Below are 18,193 nucleotides of genomic sequence, written 5' to 3' on the forward strand. Positions count from 1 at the left end.
TGATTCGGTCAGTGCCGCAACAGTCTTTATACCTTCACCTACGCCACCAGGTCGAAACATTGCCCGTACAGCAAAACCTTTGATACTTCACAAGGTGAATCAAAAATCAGGAAATGTTCACCCTGAAAATTATTTAAAACACAGTTTTACTTTAAGTAAAAATAACTTCCTGCGTGTGGTTGTTATTTGTACAATGAATGTTGGGCACGGATAAACTCACAGCAAGTAGAGGGACTTATGAAGCAGTATACCAACGAACTTACTCCAGAGATTTTGGCTTCTTTTGATAAACCCGCTTTCAGTTATGAGCAACTTTCCGGAATGACTGAGGAATCGCAGGAGTTCCTTGCTAAACAGCAAGCTGACTTGAAACAGCATCCAGTTATTGAGATCTACCGCATCGCGGTTGAAGGAAGTCTGACTCGTGACGGCGGCATACTCAAAACCGCAACTGTTACTGCGGAAATAGAGATTAGCAACGGTCAAAAACTGCGAGTAGCTCAAACTCTGGATACTGTTGTTTATCCCGATGGCGCAAAAGCGGCAGTAATCAGTGGCGCAGGAGACGCTGGACATAATGGCACTGGTCAAAGCGTTGCACTTGTTGGCAGTTGCCTCAGTAATGGTGATGAAATAATAAGCACACCACAAGGTAGAGCAATACTGGTACTTCGCCGTGGTATCCCGGCAGCTAAAGGATTTCTTGTTAACCATTTCAAAGTAGAAAAAGTATCTGAAACAGAGCTTACTCATTGAGGGATCAAAGATGGTTACGCAAAGAACGCTTGCAAAGCTGGGGAATAAAACGAGGTACGGGCACATTATTTCCGCCTCATCAACTATTTTTGATGAAGACCACAATCCATTGGTGAGGGCTGGTGATAAAGCATGGTGTGATGTTTGCAAAGGTGCTTTTGAAATCAATGCAACCTATACCGGATTCCTTGAAGCGGGTTTCATCGCGGGTGATGGGGATCTGGTTTTATGCCACTGCAAAGATAACTTTGTGATCGCTATATCTGGTTTTACAGGCGAACGTCATCCGGGAATGATGAGCGCTAAACCAGCAGCCTTTGGTATAGCCCCGGAACAACAAACTCAGCAAGAGCCAGAACAACATGCCCAGACAGCCAAAAAGAAACGCATTGGTGTAGATGCTGGTTTTTGTGTAGTCCCTCGACAATCGACAACCGAATCTTTCGAAAGCATCCTGTTTGCTGGCGGTCAGCCAGAAGGAACCCGAGAACTTTACCGCTCATTGAATGGTGCTGGTAAGGAATACAAAGCGGGATCTATTCTGCTGGTGGTTGACCCTGATATGCAGGACAACGAACAGATCGCCCACATGCAAGCTGCGAAACAGCGTATTGACGCAGCATTAGCGCCGCTCTCAATCCAGCAAGCCAACTTCCTTTTCAAACACAAAGACACCATTGAGATGTTCGCCGCTGCTGCCAGTACGGCGAGCGATACTTATGGATACTCAGGACAAGCAACCGAAGCCGCGAAAGGGTATTTCGAACAGGTAGAAAAAATCCTTGTCGAGATCGAGAAGACCTACAAAAACCAGTACATCACCAGCGGCACACTGATTGGCGAACAATTCTTCGTTGAACGCCGCCGCTTGTTTGGTCAGCTTGATAGCGTTCTTAAGATGTTCATGAAACATCGCTTCATGTTCAACGAGTACGCAGATCTAAAAAGTGCCCTTGGCCTCTCAAGCCGTTCAATCACACACCGCTGGAACGAAACAGGCGTAAGCGATATTGAAGGTTACGCAACCCATATCGAGAAGCTGGCAAAGTACGTCAAGTGGATGGAAACCGCCGGGAAGATCGGCATTGGTCTGTCTGCCTTTGATACTGCCGCAAAAATCACCGAAGCCTGCACCGTGGGCAGGGACTGTGCGAAAACGTCGTTTACTTCCATTGGGGAGTTTTCCGGGAGCCTGATCGGCGGAGCGATAGCTGGAAAAATTGCGGGTACAGTCGCAGCAAATACCGTCTGTGCGATAGTGCTTGGCGCTGCAACCATAGAAGCCGCAGGTGCCGGAGCATTACTTTGTACGCTTGGCGTAAATGGAGCTATTGCATATGGGAGCGATAAAGCCACATCCGCGTTCGGTGGCTTCGTTGGTGAATCGCTATATGAGGTTACAAGCAATGACCATTGATGACCTACTTAGCGCCAAGGCAACAGTAATTATTGGTGCACTTGCTTTCGGCTTCGGTATAGCCAGTATCATAGCCTCAGTTCTGAACAGGGATAGATTTAAAGAGATCTGCATCCTGTACAAAGAAAGATACGGTAGTTTGCCTGATGCTGTATTGCTGTTCGAGAACGTCAACACGCTTTATGTCAAAGTGGCATACAGCACAAAAGTGAGTTTTATATACATGCCGCTGTTGTGGAATAAAAGCTCAATCCTGACCAAAAACGATGATAAGGACTTTATTCGTGGGCTACCAAAACGGCTTATTGGCCCATTCTACGCGGAGATATACCTAGCGGTTGTCAGTCTGTTGTTTTTTGTCGTTGGTGTGTTACAAATGTTAGCAATTAGGCATGGTTGGGTGTGAAAGGAGCTTCACTCGGTGGACTTTGCACTGTAACACAAACTGCGATACAGTCTGCGACACACGACAACCCCAGTGCTGTAGATGCCTGACGTATGGTTGAACGAAGCCGGCTTATCGGTCAGCTTCACTCTTTATAAAACCCCGCTTCGGCGGGGTTTTTGCTTTGTGAGGCGTAGCCCGCAGGAAGTCATCGTTCTATCTGTTGTAACATAAATTATGTTCCCTCTTTTGAATCACACCCTTCTACTTTATCCATATCAGAAATGCCCGTTTTTGGCGTGATAAATAGGTGTCTTTAAATTACTCATAATTGTTAACATTGAAACAACACCATCAACAAAAAAGTACATTATTAATAAACGATCGTCGTGGTTTTTTTCCTGATTATTTTAGTGTCGCCTTTGTTTTATTCAGGTCGAATAAAAGGGGACAGAGTCAATTACCGATAAAATGGTTAAAAAGTGAGCAAAAAAACCGCTCAAAAAAAATTGATCAATTATTATTTTTGATTGTTGTCACAATAATGGACATTTCTATTCATAACAATGGCCCACGAATTCAGTACGAATTTCCACTTATTGCAAAATTTTAAATTAATAGGAAACCATTATGGGAACAGTAAGCTCAGGCTCTGCTCATAAAATGGGAGTCATTGCCCTAACGTTAGTGACCGCATCAAATATGATGGGGTCTGGCGTATTTATGTTGCCAACTAATCTCGCAGGAATAGGCTCCATCTCAATATGGGGATGGGTATTTACCATCATCGGCGTTATTGCACTTGCATTAGTTTTCGCTAAAACCAGTTTAATTACACCTCGTACCGGCGGTATCGTGGCTTATGCCAGTGATGCCTTTGGCCCATTCATTGGGTTTCAGACAACAATGTGCTATTGGATCAGCGCATGGGTAGGTAACGTTGCACTATTGGTCGCAGGTGTCGGCTATCTCAGTTTCTTTTTCCCAGAGCTTAAAAATCCAACTTACGGTTGTATTGCCGCAATTATTATTCTGTGGGCATTTGTTTTCCTTGCTAGTTTTGGTGCCAAAGTTGCGGGGCGGGCACAATCCTTTACCGCAACCTGCGGGTTAATCGTAATATTAGGCGTAGGATTTATTGGGTGGTTCTGGTTTAACCCGTCGCTCTATACTGAAGTTTATAATGGAACGGGTCATAGTGATTCCTCAGCAATTATTTCTGCTGCGTCGATTGCGCTATGGGGCTTCCTTGGTATTGAATCTGCAGTCGTTTCTACCGGTCAGGTCGAAGATCCTGAACGTACGGTTCCTCGGGCTACCGTTATGGGGTTATTAATCGCCTCCGTATGCTATGTCGGTAGCTGCACCGTTATTATGGGGTTAGTACCACATAACGTTCTGGTCGATTCAGCAGCACCTTTTGCTGATGCCGCACGCTATATGTTCGGTAATACGGCAGGGAACATTGCTTCCGCACTGAGCATCATTGCCTGCTTTGGTTCCATTTCGGGTTGGCTGATACTTCAGTCAGAAGGCCCGCGCGCAGGTGCTCAACAAGGACTTTTCCCGAAATTCTTTGAAGAAACCAACAAGCAAGATGTCCCGATGAAAAGCCTCATTTTTACCGGTGTATTAATGAGTATTGTCTTGCTTCTGACGGCCTCTCCGAATCTGGCGAAACAATTCCAGGCTGTCATCTTAATGTCGGTATTTGCTTCACTTCTGCCATATATGTACGCCCTGATTTCGCTTCCAATTATCCTTGTTTCAAAGAAAGCCAATCGTGGAAGATCGTTTATGTTTTACTGCACGTTGGTTGTTATTGGCATGATTTACTGCATTTTTGCTTTGCTTGGTTCTGGCAGCGACTCCATATTCTGGGGCATCTTGATGATGATGGTAACCATTCCATTATTCTCTTTTGTTGCTGCCGGGCGCAGCAAGAAAGGTCAGGATATTCTTTATTTAGATAAACGTATCTAAACGTATCCAACTGTATTAGTTTCATCCACGGGAGTTTAAAATGACATTATCTATTGTCGATCAGAATAAGCTCGATGCTTTTTGGTCATATTGCGTAAAAAATCAGTATTTTAATATAGGTTACCCGGAGTCAGCCGACTTCGATTACACGATACTGGAACGGTTTATGCGTTTCTCTATAAACAATTGTGGCGACTGGGGAGAGTATTGTAATTATTTGCTGAACTCGTTTGATTTTGAAAAAGAGGTAATGGAGTATTTCGCCAGTATTTTTAAAATCCCATTTGAGGAAAGCTGGGGCTACGTTACCAATGGGGGAACTGAAGGTAATATGTTTGGCTGCTATCTGGGGCGTGAACTGTTTCCAGAGGGTACGCTTTATTACTCGAAAGATACTCATTATTCCGTTGCGAAAATTGTTAAGTTGTTGCGCATCAAATCAAGTCTGGTGGAATCACAGCCGAATGGCGAGATGGACTATGATGACTTGATTCGTAAAATTCAACGCGACAACGAAGAACATCCGATTATTTTTGCAAATATCGGCACAACCGTTCGTGGCGCTATTGATAATATTGCTGAGATCCAACAACGGATTGGTCAATTGGGTATCAAACGTGACGATTATTATCTACACGCTGATGCTGCGCTGAGCGGTATGATTTTGCCGTTTGTGAACGATCCGCAACCTTTTAACTTCGCTGATGGTATTGATTCTATTGGCGTTTCCGGCCACAAAATGATTGGCTCGCCTATTCCCTGCGGCATCGTGGTAGCGAAAAGGAAAAACGTTGACCGGATTTCTGTCGAAATTGATTACATCTCTGCACACGATAAAACCATTTCTGGTTCTCGTAACGGCCATACGCCGCTAATGATGTGGGAAGCGATTCGCAGCCACTCCTGGAGCGACTGGCAACGCCGCATTGAACATAGCCTGAATATGGCGCAATACGCAGTCGATCGCTTACAGGCTGCGGGTATTGATGCCTGGCGCAATAAAAACTCTATTACCGTGGTTTTCCCTTGCCCGTCAGAAGCCGTCTGGAAAAAGCACTGTCTGGCCACCTCCGGTGACATCGCTCACCTGATTACCACTGCCCACCACCTTGACTCCAGCAAGATTGATGAGCTGATTGACGATGTCATTGCCGACCTGAACCAACAGGCCGCATGAAGAAAGGGCAGTGATAATCATCACTGCCCTCAGGAGCGCCGCAACCGATGCCGAGACCAATCATTATCGGTTGCGTCTGTCAGGCTCTGTGCTTACAGAGCCTGCAACGAGATTACCGCTTTACCGATGGGTTGTAACGACAAACTTTGGCCCTGAACATGCGCGGGAGAAGTCCCGTTCATCTCACCATGATCTATTAAATGAGGACTGGCATGGATAAATGTTGCGCGAAGACAAACCAAATGGGCCTGCTTGCGCTGACCATGATGACAGCATCAAATATGATGGGTAGCGGTGTGTTTATGCTGCCTGCCACGCTTGCGAGAATAGGTTCAATCTCTGTCTGGGGATGGGGGCTCGCGTTTTTAGCGATTGCTGCCCTGGCACTCATTTTCTGCAAAATGAGTGAGTTATTTCCGCGCAATGGCGGCATCATAGCCAGTATTACTGCCAGCTTTGGCCCCTTTATCGGCCTACAAATGACATTGTTCTATTGGTTGTCAACGTGGATTGGCAACTGTGCGCTGCTGCTAGCCGGCGTGGGATATCTCTCTTTCTTCTTCCCGGTATTACACAACCCACTTTATGGCACGACGGCATGCATTGTGCTGCTTTGGTGCTCTGTTCTTTGGGGATTACGTGGCGCAAAACGGGTTGGCTATATGCAAATGTTCACGGGCAGTTGCATGGTGCTGGTGATCCTCAGCATCGGCGTCATGGGCTGGGGGCATTTTGACGTTGCTCGTTATCAGGCAGCCTGGAATCTGAGTGGCGTCAGTGATCATCAGGCAATCATTAATGCGGCAACCATTTCATTATGGGGTTTTCTGGGGATTGAGTCTGCATCTGTCTCGTTTAGCCAAGTGAAAAATCCACGCCGCACTATACCTCTGGCCACCTTGTTAGGGTTGGGGATCGCTGGGTTATGTTATGCCAGTTCAACCAATGTCATGATGGGGCTGCTCCCCCATGATGTGCTGATGAACTCTTCCTCACCTTTTGCCGACAGTGCAAAAGCAATGTGGGGCAGTACGGCTGGGGCGATTATTTCAGCCATGGTTGTTATCGCTTGCCTCGGTGCGATGCCTGGTTGGCAAATCCTGCAAACGGAAGTCCCCAGGGCTGCGGCGGAAGATAATTTGCTCCCTGCTTTTTTTGCCCGTACTAACCGCCATGGTGTTCCCTGGTGTGGGTTGGTTTTTACTGCAGCGCTGATGACTGCACTCCTGCTATTCACATTGTCGCCAAATCTGCAGAACCAGTTCCAGAGCGTGATTACATTGGCTATCTCTGCCAGCTTACTCCCCTATGCATTTGCTGCAGTCTCACTGCCGGTCATGATGGTTGTTCATCGCCGGGGAGGCGATGCCAGTTTCTGGACTTATTGCTGCCTCAGTCTGGTTGCGTTGAGCTTTATTGCGCTGGCGTTAATGACAGAGAGTGCCTCCACCGTGGTATGGGGAATTATTTTACAGATGATCACCATCCCTCTTTACCTTCTTTATGTTGCCCGGCGCCATCGTCTGAACAAGAGTGTCCCGCAGCACAATTTAACTGAACAATCTTTTTCTTTATTAAGCAAGGAGTTGTCATGAGCAAAATTCAGGCCATACGAGGTATGCGCGATGTGCTGCCTGACGAAACACCAATGTGGCAGTGGCTGGAGCGTAAATTTCATCAAATGGCGTTTCGTTATGGATACCAGGAAATGCGTCTGCCGCTCCTGGAACCCGTTGCGCTCTTTGAACGTGCGGTGGGTGAAGCGACCGATATCGTCTCAAAAGAAATGTACGACTTTACCGATAAAAGCGGTGAGCATATTACCTTGCGCCCGGAAGGGACCAGCGGATGTATGCGGGCGGTCCTGGAAAATAACATGTGTTACAACAAGTCACAGCGTTTGTGGTATCAGGGGCCGATGTTTCGTTACGAGCGTCCGCAAAAAGGGCGGCTACGCCAGTTCACGCAGTTTGGCGTCGAAGCCTTCGGAATGTCCGGTGCCGATGTTGATGCTGAACTGATCTTTATGGTGCGCGATCTATTTGAAGATTTAGGCATATCACAGAACGTCCGGCTGGAAATTAACTCATTAGGGACGCCGGAAGAACGCCAGGCACATCGCAGGGAACTGGTGAGTTGGTTTACTCAACATAGAGACATGTTGGACGAAGACAGCATCAAGCGCCTGGACGTAAACCCACTGCGTATCCTTGATAGTAAAAACCCTGAAATGCAAGAAATGATAGAGAACGCACCTCGCTTACTGGATTTTTTGGAGGATGATTCACAGCGGCATTTCAATACGTTGCGGACTCTGCTCGACAATGCCGATATAACCTATCACATTAACCCACGACTGGTGCGCGGGTTGGATTATTATTCACGCACTGTTTTTGAATGGATTACCGATGACTTAGGTTCTCAGGGGACAGTTTGCGGTGGTGGTCGTTACGATGGTCTGGCTGAGTTATTTAATGGTAAGAAATTGCCCGCCTGTGGGTTTGCCATAGGTATCGAACGATTGTTGCTTCTGCTGCAGACGGTTTATGACGGCCTGAATCCTCAGTGGCAATTCCATCCTGATGTTGTGATTACCAGTGAGCTGGAGGATGGGGGGATACAGGTGCAAGTGCTGGCTTGCGCGCTTCGTCGAGACCTGCCTGGTTTACGTGTCCTCACTGATTGTAGCGGTACCAAACTTAAACGACAGCATCAAAATGCCCTTAAGAGTGGTTGTCGTTTTATTCTGACCATTAATGCTGATCAACAAATTCGTCTTTGGGATTTACAAAATAACCAGCAAAATTTACTAGCGATTCAAGATATTGCATTACGACTTGATGAGCTTAACCAGAAATAAGTGAACTGGGCTATCAAAAGGGCATCTTGTTGTCTTTTGGTAGCTCCTGTAAGATTCTTTAGAAATCGTAATATATTAACAGACGTGGCTTATGCACTAATAAAAAACACTATTTAGCCCACTTAAATATTATTTACACATTATTCCTATGCCACGAAAAAACCGATTATTTATCGATGGAATTCCTCACCTCGTGCAATTGTGCGGGCATAATGATGAAACTATTTTTAAAGGTGAAGAAGATTACCAGTATTTTTATCAATGCGTCGATACCGCAATGAGTATCTATGCGATAAAATTACATGCGTATTCACTTTCATCAAAGAAAATATTTTTATTTCTCTCCGCTCCTGATAAAGAATGCCTCGGGCGTTTTATGCAATATATCGCCAAAGGTTACACCCACTACTTCAACCACCGTCACCAACGCCACGGTACGCTTTGGGATAGCCGGTACAATTGCTGCCCCGTCGAACCCAACGCCTATTTCTTACTGACAAAAAAATACGTTGAATGCCATTGTGTGGATGAAACACCGCATCATAGCTTTGCTGATTCCCCCGAAGTGCGGATTACTCCCCATGAAGAGTACCTGCGCCTCGGAGAAAATGCGGCGCAGCGTTCAGGTGCCTATCAGCGCTTTTGCCTGGGGATGATTGTTCCAGCCGTCATTACGCGTATTGAGTCATCACTGGTGCAAAACTGCCTGCTGGCAACGACGCCTTACTCTCAGTCGCTGGAAGAAAAATATCAGCGAAATCTGCGGCCACGAAAAAGTGGTCGTCCACGTAAGCATTACCAGAACCCCGCCGCGGACTGGGAGTGGCTGGAAAAAAAAGCGGAGTATTTATTGCAGCAGTATTGCTACAAGGAGATCCGCATGCCGCTTCTTGAAAGGCTGGAAGAAAACGCGACGAGGTCTTTTTCCGGTGAAAGTGATGAGCTAATGCTTAATCATCAGGCGTTATTTCGTGGTGATGGAACGATGGGCTGCCTACGGCTTTTATCGCAATATCAGAATTTACAAATCGGCACACGATTATGGTATCTGGGGGCAATGTTCCGCCGTCAGAACCAGCAGAACATCAGCCAATTTCACCAATTAGGCGTGGAAGCGTTTGGCTATCCAGATATTGGCATTGAGATTGAACTCATTTCCTTACAGTACGATTTTTTCAAATCACTACAGCTGTTGCCGTTTGTCGAACTCAAAATCAATGCATTAGGCAATGTCGAGGAGTTCACTCAATTTCGCCGTCACTTGCAGCAATACTATCAGCCGCTGGCATCACTGCTTAATGCCAGGCAGTTAGCTTGCCTGGAGCAACATCCAGAGCGTTTACTGAGTGATAAAGATAATTTGATGCTGCGGCTGGCAGAAAAAGCGCCGCAACTTGAAGCATGCCTGTCATTACAATCCCGTCAGCGTTTTACGCATCTTTGCGACTCACTGACTGCACTGAATATTCCTTTTACCCACGATAAAAATCTCTTCCCCGTAAATGACTATAACGACCAGCTTTTCGAATGGTATGCGGATTCGTTGCATCACAATAAATTACTGTGTCGGGGCGGGCGTTACGACAATAGCGCCAGTCGGCTAATTGGGCATCCTGTCTCTGCATGTGGCTTCGCTTTCATGCTGGAACCGATTATGCAGTTGCTCACCGCGACGAAAAAAAGCAGCGATTACGCTAAGCATGTCGATGTTGTCATCATACCCAGCCAGGAACGGGCACGGGATCAGGCAATACTGCTTGGCCGCCGGCTCAGGCGTAATTTCCCGCATTTGAGCATTGTCAATGATTGCTCCACGCTACGCTTATCGACCCGGCAGAAGAACGCGCAACGGCAGGGGGCGCGTTTTATTTTGCTGATAGACGGTAGCGACAATGAGGTCACTTTTTGTGATGAAGAAAGCCATTGCTGGGTGCAAATCCCCCTTCATGAAGCGACAGCGCATTTAAGTATGGCGTTAATGATGTAACCCGGTGGCTCGCAATGAAAAGTGGCTTTCCCTTTATTGAAGGGGATAACTTTCTTTTTCTGGCAAAAGGTACTGGTGGATATTTCCCGTTTTGTGACAAGCAACACAAAACGCTGTGCGATACGTTTTTCTCGAGAATAAATGAACGCAATCGATCGCCATCACAAAATTACTCGCTGATAAATCGTACAAAAACAGTGTTAATGTAATGTTGCATATGATAATTTTATGTGTTGTTTAATTTAAATATTAATAAATGCAATGTTTCTTTACAAACAAATAAGGCGAAAAAATGTGATGCATGGCGTTATTTATTCATGGTTACAATTAAAATATAATTAAATTTGATAAGTTGCTTATTAAATTTAAGCATCATTTTGCCGGATAATTGCTCTGTAATTGATTGAAATATAGCCTTTCACGATTTTTGGAAATAGCGAAAAAAACAGGTGTGTTATTGCCATAAAATTCCGTTATCCCCCCATCTTTTTTTGATTAAAGTCAGGTTAAAGTGAGATCATGTTTTTGTAATCTATTGATTACAAAGTATTTTATTGTTTCATAATAATCTTACAAAATGTAAGTGAAGGGGATTTGTGAGTGGTCGCACATATCCTCGATTGCCTAATTTGGTACACTTCCTGCCGTCAACAAAGTAATTAACGCAGGTCGATATGAATACTATTACTCTCCCTAAAACACAGCATTTAGTGGTCTTTCAGGAAGTCATTAGAAGTGGTTCTATCGGCTCGGCTGCAAAAGAATTAGGTTTAACTCAACCCGCTGTCAGCAAAATCATTAACGATGTTGAGGCTTATTTTGGCATTGAGTTAGTCGTACGTAAAAATACCGGAGTGACGCTGACCCAGGCAGGTCAGGTGATGCTTTCATGGTCTGAATCCATTACCCGCGAAATGAAAAACATGGTTGATGAGATGAACAGCATGACCAGCAACGCGGTCGTTGATGTGTCGTTTGGCTTTCCTTCACTGATTGCCTTTACCATCATGTCCGGCATGATTAAAAAATTCAAAGAAGTGTTCCCGAAAGCGCAGGTTTCTATGTATGAAGCTCAGCTCTCTTCCTTCTTACCGGCGATTCGTGACGGGCGTCTGGACTTCGCCATCGGTACGCTAAGTGATGAGATGAAACTGCACGATCTGCACGTCGAGCCGCTCTTTGAGTCAGACTTCATCCTGGTTGCCAGCAAGTCCCGAACATGCACCGGCATCACCTCGCTGAGCGCGTTGAAAAACGAACAGTGGGTGTTGCCACAAACGAATATGGGGTACTACAGCGAACTTCTCACCACGTTACAAAATAATGGCATCAGCAGTGAAAACATCGTTAAAACAGACTCTGTCGTTACGATTTATAATCTTGTTCTCAATGCTGATTTCTTAACAGTAATTCCCTGCGATATGACCACACCGTTTGGCTCAAACCAGTTTATTACTATCCCGGTAGAAGAAACCTTACCCGTCGCGCGTTATGCCGCCGTATGGTCGAAAAATTATCGAATTAAAAAAGCAGCATCTATTTTGGTGGAATTAGCCAAAGAATATTCATCATATAATTGTCGGAGACGAAGGCAATTAATTGAAATTGATTAAAGATTGAATTTGTTTTAACACAAAATAAACGCCATCTGTCTATATCTGACAATGGTCACGGCTATCTATTTACTTTAATACCCTAGTAAGAGGTTCTAATGCACATTACATACGATCTCCCAGTTGCAATTGAAGATATCCTCGAAGCGAAAAAAAGACTGGCGGGGAAAATTTATAAAACGGGAATGCCTCGCTCTAACTATTTTAGTGAACGTTGCAAAGGGGAAATTTTCCTCAAATTCGAAAACATGCAGCGTACGGGCTCATTTAAAATCCGTGGTGCTTTTAATAAGCTCAGTTCATTAACCGAAGCCGAAAGACGCAAAGGTGTGGTGGCGTGTTCTGCGGGTAACCATGCGCAGGGCGTTTCTCTCTCCTGCGCTATGCTCGGTATCGACGGCAAAGTGGTGATGCCAAAAGGCGCGCCGAAATCTAAAGTGGCGGCAACCTGCGATTACTCCGCAGAAGTTGTGCTGCACGGCGACAACTTCAACGACACCATCGCTAAGGTCAGCGAGATTGTGGAAACTGAAGGCCGTATCTTTATTCCGCCATATGATGACCCGAAAGTGATTGCTGGTCAGGGCACTATTGGTCTGGAAATTCTGGAAGATCTGTACGATGTCGATAACGTGATTGTGCCAATCGGCGGGGGCGGACTGATTGCGGGTATTGCCGTAGCAATTAAATCTATCAACCCAACAATTAGAATTATTGGTGTGCAGTCTGAAAACGTTCACGGCATGGCGGCATCTTTCCACGCTGGAGAAATAACCACGCACCGAACGACCGGCACCCTGGCGGATGGTTGTGACGTCTCTCGCCCGGGTACTTTAACGTATGAAATCGTTCGTGAGTTGGTAGATGACATTGTCCTGGTCAGCGAAGATGAAATTCGCAACAGCATGGTGGCATTAATTCAGCGAAATAAAGTTGTGACTGAAGGTGCCGGCGCGCTGGCATGCGCAGCATTATTAAGCGGGAAATTAGATAGCTATATCCAGAACAGAAAAACAGTCAGCATTATTTCTGGCGGTAATATCGATCTTTCTCGTGTATCCCAAATTACTGGTTTAGTTGACGCTTAATATACTTCGTTGAGGATAGGATATGAGTACTACTGATAGCATTGTATCCAGCCAGACAAAACAATCGTCCTGGCGCAAATCAGACACCACCTGGACACTGGGTTTATTTGGTACAGCCATCGGCGCCGGGGTGTTGTTCTTCCCTATCCGCGCAGGTTTTGGCGGCTTGATCCCCATTCTGTTGATGCTGGTGTTAGCATACCCCATCGCTTTCTACTGCCACCGTGCGCTGGCACGCCTGTGTCTTTCCGGTTCTAATCCTTCCGGCAACATCACAGAAACGGTTGAAGAGCACTTTGGTAAAACGGGCGGCGTGGTTATCACGTTCCTCTACTTCTTTGCGATTTGTCCGCTGCTGTGGATTTACGGCGTCACCATTACCAACACCTTTATGACCTTCTGGGAAAACCAGTTACAGATGCCTGCGCTGAACCGTGGCTTTGTCGCCCTGTTCCTGCTGCTGCTGATGGCATTCGTCATCTGGTTTGGTAAGGACCTGATGGTTAAAGTGATGAGCTACCTGGTATGGCCGTTTATTGCCAGCCTGGTGCTTATCTCTCTGTCATTGATTCCTTACTGGAACTCTGCGGTTATCCAGCAGGTTGATCTCAGCAATATCGCGCTGACGGGTCATGACGGTATTCTGGTCACTGTGTGGCTGGGTATTTCCATCATGGTGTTCTCTTTCAACTTCTCGCCGATTGTTTCTTCCTTCGTGGTCTCTAAACGTGAAGAGTATGAGAAAGATTTTGGTCGTGAATTTACCGAGCAGAAATGTTCTAAAATCATCTCCCGCGCCAGTATGCTGATGGTTGCGGTGGTAATGTTCTTCGCCTTTAGCTGCCTGTTCACACTCTCTCCGGCCAACATGGCTGAAGCGAAAGCGCAGAACATTCCAGTACTGTCTTACCTGGCGAACCACTTCGCGTCACTGTCCGGTACGAAGTCCACCTTCGCCACCGTTCTGGAATACGGTGCTTCTATCATCGCACTGGTTGCTATCTTCAAATCTTTCTTCGGCCACTATCTGGGCACGCTGGAAGGTCTGAACGGTCTGGTGCTGAAGTTTGGTTACAAAGGCGATAAAACCAAAGTTTCCGCCGGCAAACTCAACACTATCAGCATGATCTTCATCATGGGTTCCACCTGGGTTGTAGCTTACGCCAACCCGAACATCCTGGACCTGATTGAAGCAATGGGTGCGCCAATTATCGCCTCACTGCTCTGCTTGCTGCCGATGTATGCCATCCGTAAAGCGCCATCACTGGCGAAATACCGTGGCCGTCTGGATAACGTGTTTGTTACCGTGATTGGTCTGCTGACCATCCTGAACATCGTTTACAAACTGTTTTAATCCATAAGCTCAGGATGAGCGGAGTAGTGAAATGAATGAGTTTCCGGTAGTACTGGTTATTAACTGCGGTTCATCTTCCATTAAATTCTCAGTGCTGGATGCAGCAAACTGTGAAGTTTTAATGGCGGGAATTGCAGACGGTATTAACTCTGAAAATGCGTTCATAGCCATTAATGGAGGTGAGCCAGCTAAGCTGGCTCACCACAGCTACGAAGATGCATTAAAGGCTATTGCCGTTGAACTGGAGAACCGTAATTTAATGGACAGCGTGGCCTTAATTGGCCACCGTATTGCCCACGGCGGAAATATCTTTACCGAATCAGCAATTATTACTGACGAAGTTATCGAGAATATTCGCCGGGTCTCTCCTTTAGCACCGTTACATAATTATGCGAACCTGAGTGGGATCGAGTCCGCTCAGCACCTTTTCCCAGGCGTGCAGCAGGTCGCGGTATTTGATACCAGCTTCCACCAGACAATGGCGCCTGAAGCGTATATGTACGGTTTACCGTGGAAATATTTTGAGGAGCTGGGTGTTCGTCGTTATGGCTTCCACGGCACGTCGCACCGTTATGTTTCTCAACGTGCGCATGAGCTGCTTGAGCTACCGCATGACGATTCTGGCCTGGTTGTGGCTCACCTCGGGAACGGCGCGTCTATCTGTGCGGTTCGTAATGGACAGAGCGTGGATACCTCGATGGGGATGACGCCGCTGGAAGGCCTGATGATGGGGACTCGCAGCGGTGATGTGGACTTCGGTGCGATGGCGTGGATCGCCAGTGAAACCAACCAGACGCTAAGCGACCTTGAACGCGTAGTGAATAAGGAATCTGGCCTGTTGGGTATTTCCGGTTTGTCGTCCGACTTACGTACGCTGGAAAAAGCCTGGCACGAAGGACACGAACGCGCACAACTGGCGATTAAAACGTTTGTGCATCGTATTGCACGCCATATCGCCGGACATGCCGCATCACTGCATCGTCTTGATGGGATTATTTTCACCGGTGGAATAGGTGAGAACTCGGTATTAATTCGTCGTCTGGTGATTGAGCATCTTGCCGTTTTAGGTGTGAATATCGACAGCGAGATGAATAGTCTGCCAAATTCTCACGGCGAAAGAATTATCTCTAATAAAGATTCTCATGTTATTTGTGCGGTAATTCCCACAAATGAAGAGAAAATGATTGCTCGTGATGCCATTGCGTTAGGCAAAATTAATACACCAGTAGAATTTGCATAATTAATTTTCAGCAGAGAGATTATTTTTCATGAAGGTAAATATCGATACCAGCGATATGCTGTATGCCGAAGCCTGGAATGGCTTTAAAGGTACGGACTGGAAAGAAGAAATTAATGTCCGTGATTTTATTCAGCACAACTACACGCCTTATGAAGGGGATGAATCTTTCCTCGCCGAAGCAACGCCTGCGACCACTGCACTGTGGGAAAAGGTGATGGCGGGTATTCGTATTGAAAACTCGACGCACGCGCCGGTTGATTTCGATACCAATATTGCAACGACAATTACCGCACACGATGCGGGTTATATTGAACAAGAACTGGAAAAAATCGTCGGTCTGCAAACGGATAAGCCGCTCAAGCGCGCTCTGCATCCGTTTGGCGGCATCAACATGATCAAAAGCTCTTTTGATGCTTATGGTCGTGAGATGGACGCTGATTTTGAATATCAGTTTACAGAACTGCGTAAAACCCATAACCAGGGCGTATTCGACGCCTACTCTCCGGATATGCTGCGCTGCCGTAAATCCGGCGTACTGACGGGCCTGCCGGATGGCTATGGTCGTGGCCGCATTATCGGTGATTATCGCCGCGTGGCGCTGTACGGTATCCGCTACCTGGTGCGTGAGCGTGAACTGCAATTTGCCGATCTCCAGTCGAACCTGGAGTGGGGGCAGAATCTTGAAGCCACAATTCGCCTGCGTGAAGAACTGTCTGAACACCGTCGCGCCCTGCTGCAAATGCAGGAAATGGCGGCGAAGTATGGTTGCGATATCTCCCGCCCGGCGCGTAATGCGCAGGAAGCGGTACAGTGGGTGTACTTTGCTTACCTGGCTGCGGTGAAATCGCAAAACGGCGGCGCGATGTCGCTGGGTCGTACCGCATCGTTCCTCGACATCTACATTGAGCGCGATTTCAAAGCGGGTATCTTAAACGAGCAGCAGGCGCAGGAGCTGATCGACCACTTCATTATGAAGATCCGTATGGTGCGCTTCCTGCGTACGCCGGAATTCGACACGTTGTTCTCAGGCGACCCTATCTGGGCGACCGAAGTTATCGGCGGCATGGGGCTGGATGGCCGCACGCTGGTGACGAAAAACTCGTTCCGCTACCTGCATACGCTGCACACCATGGGCCCGGCGCCTGAGCCGAACCTGACGGTGCTGTGGTCTGAGCAGCTACCGATTGCTTTCAAAAAATATGCCGCCCAGGTGTCTATCGTCACGTCATCTTTACAGTATGAAAACGACGACCTGATGCGTGCAGACTTTGACAGCGATGACTATGCCATTGCCTGCTGCGTCAGCCCGATGGTTATCGGCAAACAAATGCAGTTCTTCGGCGCACGCGCCAACCTCGCCAAAACGTTGCTGTACGCAATCAACGGCGGTGTGGATGAGAAACTGAAAATCCAGGTCGGACCGAAAACCGCACCGTTGATGGATGACGTGCTGGATTACGACACGGTGATGGAGAGCCTGGACCACTTTATGGACTGGCTGGCCGTGCAGTACATCAGCGCGCTGAACATCATCCACTACATGCACGACAAGTACAGCTACGAAGCGTCGCTGATGGCGCTGCACGATCGTGACGTCTATCGCACGATGGCGTGTGGTATGGCGGGCCTCTCCGTAGCGGCGGATTCTCTGTCAGCGATTAAGTACGCCCGCGTGAAACCAATTCGTGATGAAAATGGCCTGGCTGTCGATTTCGAAATTGAAGGCGACTATCCGCAATACGGTAACAACGACGAGCGCGTAGACAGCATTGCCTGCGACCTGGTTGAACGCTTTATGAAGAAAATTAAAGTGTTGCCAACCTATCGTAACGCGGTGCCGACGCAGTCCATTCTGACCATCACCTCCAACGTGGTGTATGGACAGAAAACCGGTAATACGCCGGATGGACGTCGCGCGGGCACGCCATTCGCGCCAGGGGCGAACCCGATGCACGGCCGCGATCGTAAAGGGGCTGTCGCGTCATTAACGTCTGTTGCCAAACTGCCATTTACCTATGCCAAAGATGGTATCTCGTACACCTTCTCCATTGTGCCGGCTGCGCTGGGCAAAGAGGACAGCGTACGTAAAACCAACCTGGTCGGTCTGCTGGACGGATATTTCCATCACGAAGCGCATGTGGAAGGTGGGCAGCATCTGAACGTTAACGTCATGAACCGTGAAATGTTGATGGATGCCATTGAGCACCCGGAAAACTATCCGAACCTGACGATCCGCGTGTCTGGGTATGCGGTGCGCTTCAATGCGTTGACCCGTGAACAGCAGCAGGATGTTATTTCCCGTACTTTCACCCAGGCGCTTTAACGCCGGAGGG

14 protein-coding genes are annotated in these 18,193 nt (G+C 47.2%); all 14 read left to right on the forward strand.

The genetic code is table 11. The features are described from left to right. Positions 1–214, forward strand: a 214-nt coding sequence (locus FDX19_RS25295; RefSeq protein ID WP_212734707.1) for a hypothetical protein, incomplete at its 5' end; no start/stop codon positions are given. Between the two features lie 23 nt (positions 215–237). Then, positions 238–756, forward strand: coding sequence for a hypothetical protein (locus tag FDX19_RS09310; RefSeq protein WP_137382482.1), 519 nt, complete (start codon positions 238–240; stop codon positions 754–756). A gap of 10 nt (positions 757–766) precedes the next feature. Continuing rightward, complete coding sequence (locus FDX19_RS09315) at positions 767–2,173, forward strand: PAAR domain-containing protein (protein WP_137382483.1); 1,407 nt, start codon at positions 767–769, stop codon at positions 2,171–2,173. Further along, positions 2,163–2,579 (forward strand): hypothetical protein, encoded by a 417-nt coding sequence (locus FDX19_RS09320; protein WP_249357543.1) that lies wholly within the window; start codon positions 2,163–2,165, stop codon positions 2,577–2,579. Before FDX19_RS09315 ends, FDX19_RS09320 begins: the two co-directional genes overlap by 11 nt. Positions 2,580–3,188: 609 nt before the next feature. Then, positions 3,189–4,541 (forward strand): histidine-histamine antiporter, encoded by a 1,353-nt coding sequence (gene hdcC, locus FDX19_RS09325; protein ID WP_005131726.1) that lies wholly within the window; start codon positions 3,189–3,191, stop codon positions 4,539–4,541. A 40-nt stretch (positions 4,542–4,581) separates the two neighbouring features. Further along, on the forward strand, positions 4,582–5,718 hold the full coding sequence (locus FDX19_RS09330) for a histidine decarboxylase (protein WP_048213363.1): 1,137 nt from the start codon (positions 4,582–4,584) through the stop codon (positions 5,716–5,718). Between the two features lie 212 nt (positions 5,719–5,930). Continuing rightward, positions 5,931–7,313 carry an amino acid permease gene (locus FDX19_RS09335; protein ID WP_249357544.1) on the forward strand — a complete coding sequence of 461 codons (1,383 nt, stop codon included), beginning with the start codon at positions 5,931–5,933 and terminating at the stop codon, positions 7,311–7,313. Beyond that, positions 7,310–8,578: a histidine--tRNA ligase gene (gene hisS, locus FDX19_RS09340; protein ID WP_137382484.1), complete on the forward strand. Its 1,269-nt coding sequence runs from the start codon at positions 7,310–7,312 to the stop codon at positions 8,576–8,578. The genes FDX19_RS09335 and hisS overlap by 4 nt, the downstream gene beginning before the upstream one ends. Positions 8,579–8,726: 148 nt before the next feature. Further along, positions 8,727–10,565 carry an ATP phosphoribosyltransferase regulatory subunit gene (locus FDX19_RS09345; RefSeq protein WP_137382485.1) on the forward strand — a complete coding sequence of 613 codons (1,839 nt, stop codon included), beginning with the start codon at positions 8,727–8,729 and terminating at the stop codon, positions 10,563–10,565. Positions 10,566–11,239: 674 nt separating this feature from the next. Further along, positions 11,240–12,178: a transcriptional regulator TdcA gene (gene tdcA / locus FDX19_RS09350; protein ID WP_003828596.1), complete on the forward strand. Its 939-nt coding sequence runs from the start codon at positions 11,240–11,242 to the stop codon at positions 12,176–12,178. 98 nt (positions 12,179–12,276) lie between these two features. After that, complete coding sequence (gene tdcB, locus FDX19_RS09355) at positions 12,277–13,266, forward strand: bifunctional threonine ammonia-lyase/L-serine ammonia-lyase TdcB (protein WP_137382486.1); 990 nt, start codon at positions 12,277–12,279, stop codon at positions 13,264–13,266. Between the two features lie 22 nt (positions 13,267–13,288). Next, complete coding sequence (gene tdcC / locus FDX19_RS09360) at positions 13,289–14,620, forward strand: threonine/serine transporter TdcC (RefSeq protein ID WP_137382487.1); 1,332 nt, start codon at positions 13,289–13,291, stop codon at positions 14,618–14,620. 31 nt (positions 14,621–14,651) lie between these two features. After that, positions 14,652–15,860 (forward strand): propionate kinase, encoded by a 1,209-nt coding sequence (tdcD, locus tag FDX19_RS09365; RefSeq protein ID WP_137382488.1) that lies wholly within the window; start codon positions 14,652–14,654, stop codon positions 15,858–15,860. A gap of 28 nt (positions 15,861–15,888) precedes the next feature. Next, positions 15,889–18,183, forward strand: a complete 2,295-nt coding sequence (gene tdcE, locus FDX19_RS09370; protein WP_137382489.1) for a 2-ketobutyrate formate-lyase/pyruvate formate-lyase — start codon at positions 15,889–15,891, stop codon at positions 18,181–18,183. The last annotated feature ends 10 nt before the right edge of the window (positions 18,184–18,193 follow it).

Origin of the sequence: Citrobacter sp. wls619, assembly GCF_005281345.1 — a bacterium.
In the GTDB taxonomy this organism is placed as follows: domain Bacteria; phylum Pseudomonadota; class Gammaproteobacteria; order Enterobacterales; family Enterobacteriaceae; genus Citrobacter.

Excerpts from the sequence above, each read along its gene's own strand:
- FDX19_RS09320 (WP_249357543.1), top strand. The coding sequence starts at position 2,163 with ATGACCATTGATGACCTACTTAGCGCCAAGGCAACAGTAATTATTGGT.
- FDX19_RS09330 (WP_048213363.1), top strand. The coding sequence starts at position 4,582 with ATGACATTATCTATTGTCGATCAGAATAAGCTCGATGCTTTTTGGTCA.
- tdcE (WP_137382489.1), top strand. The coding sequence starts at position 15,889 with ATGAAGGTAAATATCGATACCAGCGATATGCTGTATGCCGAAGCCTGG.
- hdcC (WP_005131726.1), top strand. The coding sequence starts at position 3,189 with ATGGGAACAGTAAGCTCAGGCTCTGCTCATAAAATGGGAGTCATTGCC.
- FDX19_RS09315 (WP_137382483.1), top strand. The coding sequence starts at position 767 with ATGGTTACGCAAAGAACGCTTGCAAAGCTGGGGAATAAAACGAGGTAC.
- tdcB (WP_137382486.1), top strand. The coding sequence starts at position 12,277 with ATGCACATTACATACGATCTCCCAGTTGCAATTGAAGATATCCTCGAA.
- tdcC (WP_137382487.1), top strand. The coding sequence starts at position 13,289 with ATGAGTACTACTGATAGCATTGTATCCAGCCAGACAAAACAATCGTCC.
- FDX19_RS09310 (WP_137382482.1), top strand. The coding sequence starts at position 238 with ATGAAGCAGTATACCAACGAACTTACTCCAGAGATTTTGGCTTCTTTT.
- FDX19_RS09345 (WP_137382485.1), top strand. The coding sequence starts at position 8,727 with ATGCCACGAAAAAACCGATTATTTATCGATGGAATTCCTCACCTCGTG.
- tdcD (WP_137382488.1), top strand. The coding sequence starts at position 14,652 with ATGAATGAGTTTCCGGTAGTACTGGTTATTAACTGCGGTTCATCTTCC.
- hisS (WP_137382484.1), top strand. The coding sequence starts at position 7,310 with ATGAGCAAAATTCAGGCCATACGAGGTATGCGCGATGTGCTGCCTGAC.
- FDX19_RS09335 (WP_249357544.1), top strand. The coding sequence starts at position 5,931 with ATGGATAAATGTTGCGCGAAGACAAACCAAATGGGCCTGCTTGCGCTG.
- tdcA (WP_003828596.1), top strand. The coding sequence starts at position 11,240 with ATGAATACTATTACTCTCCCTAAAACACAGCATTTAGTGGTCTTTCAG.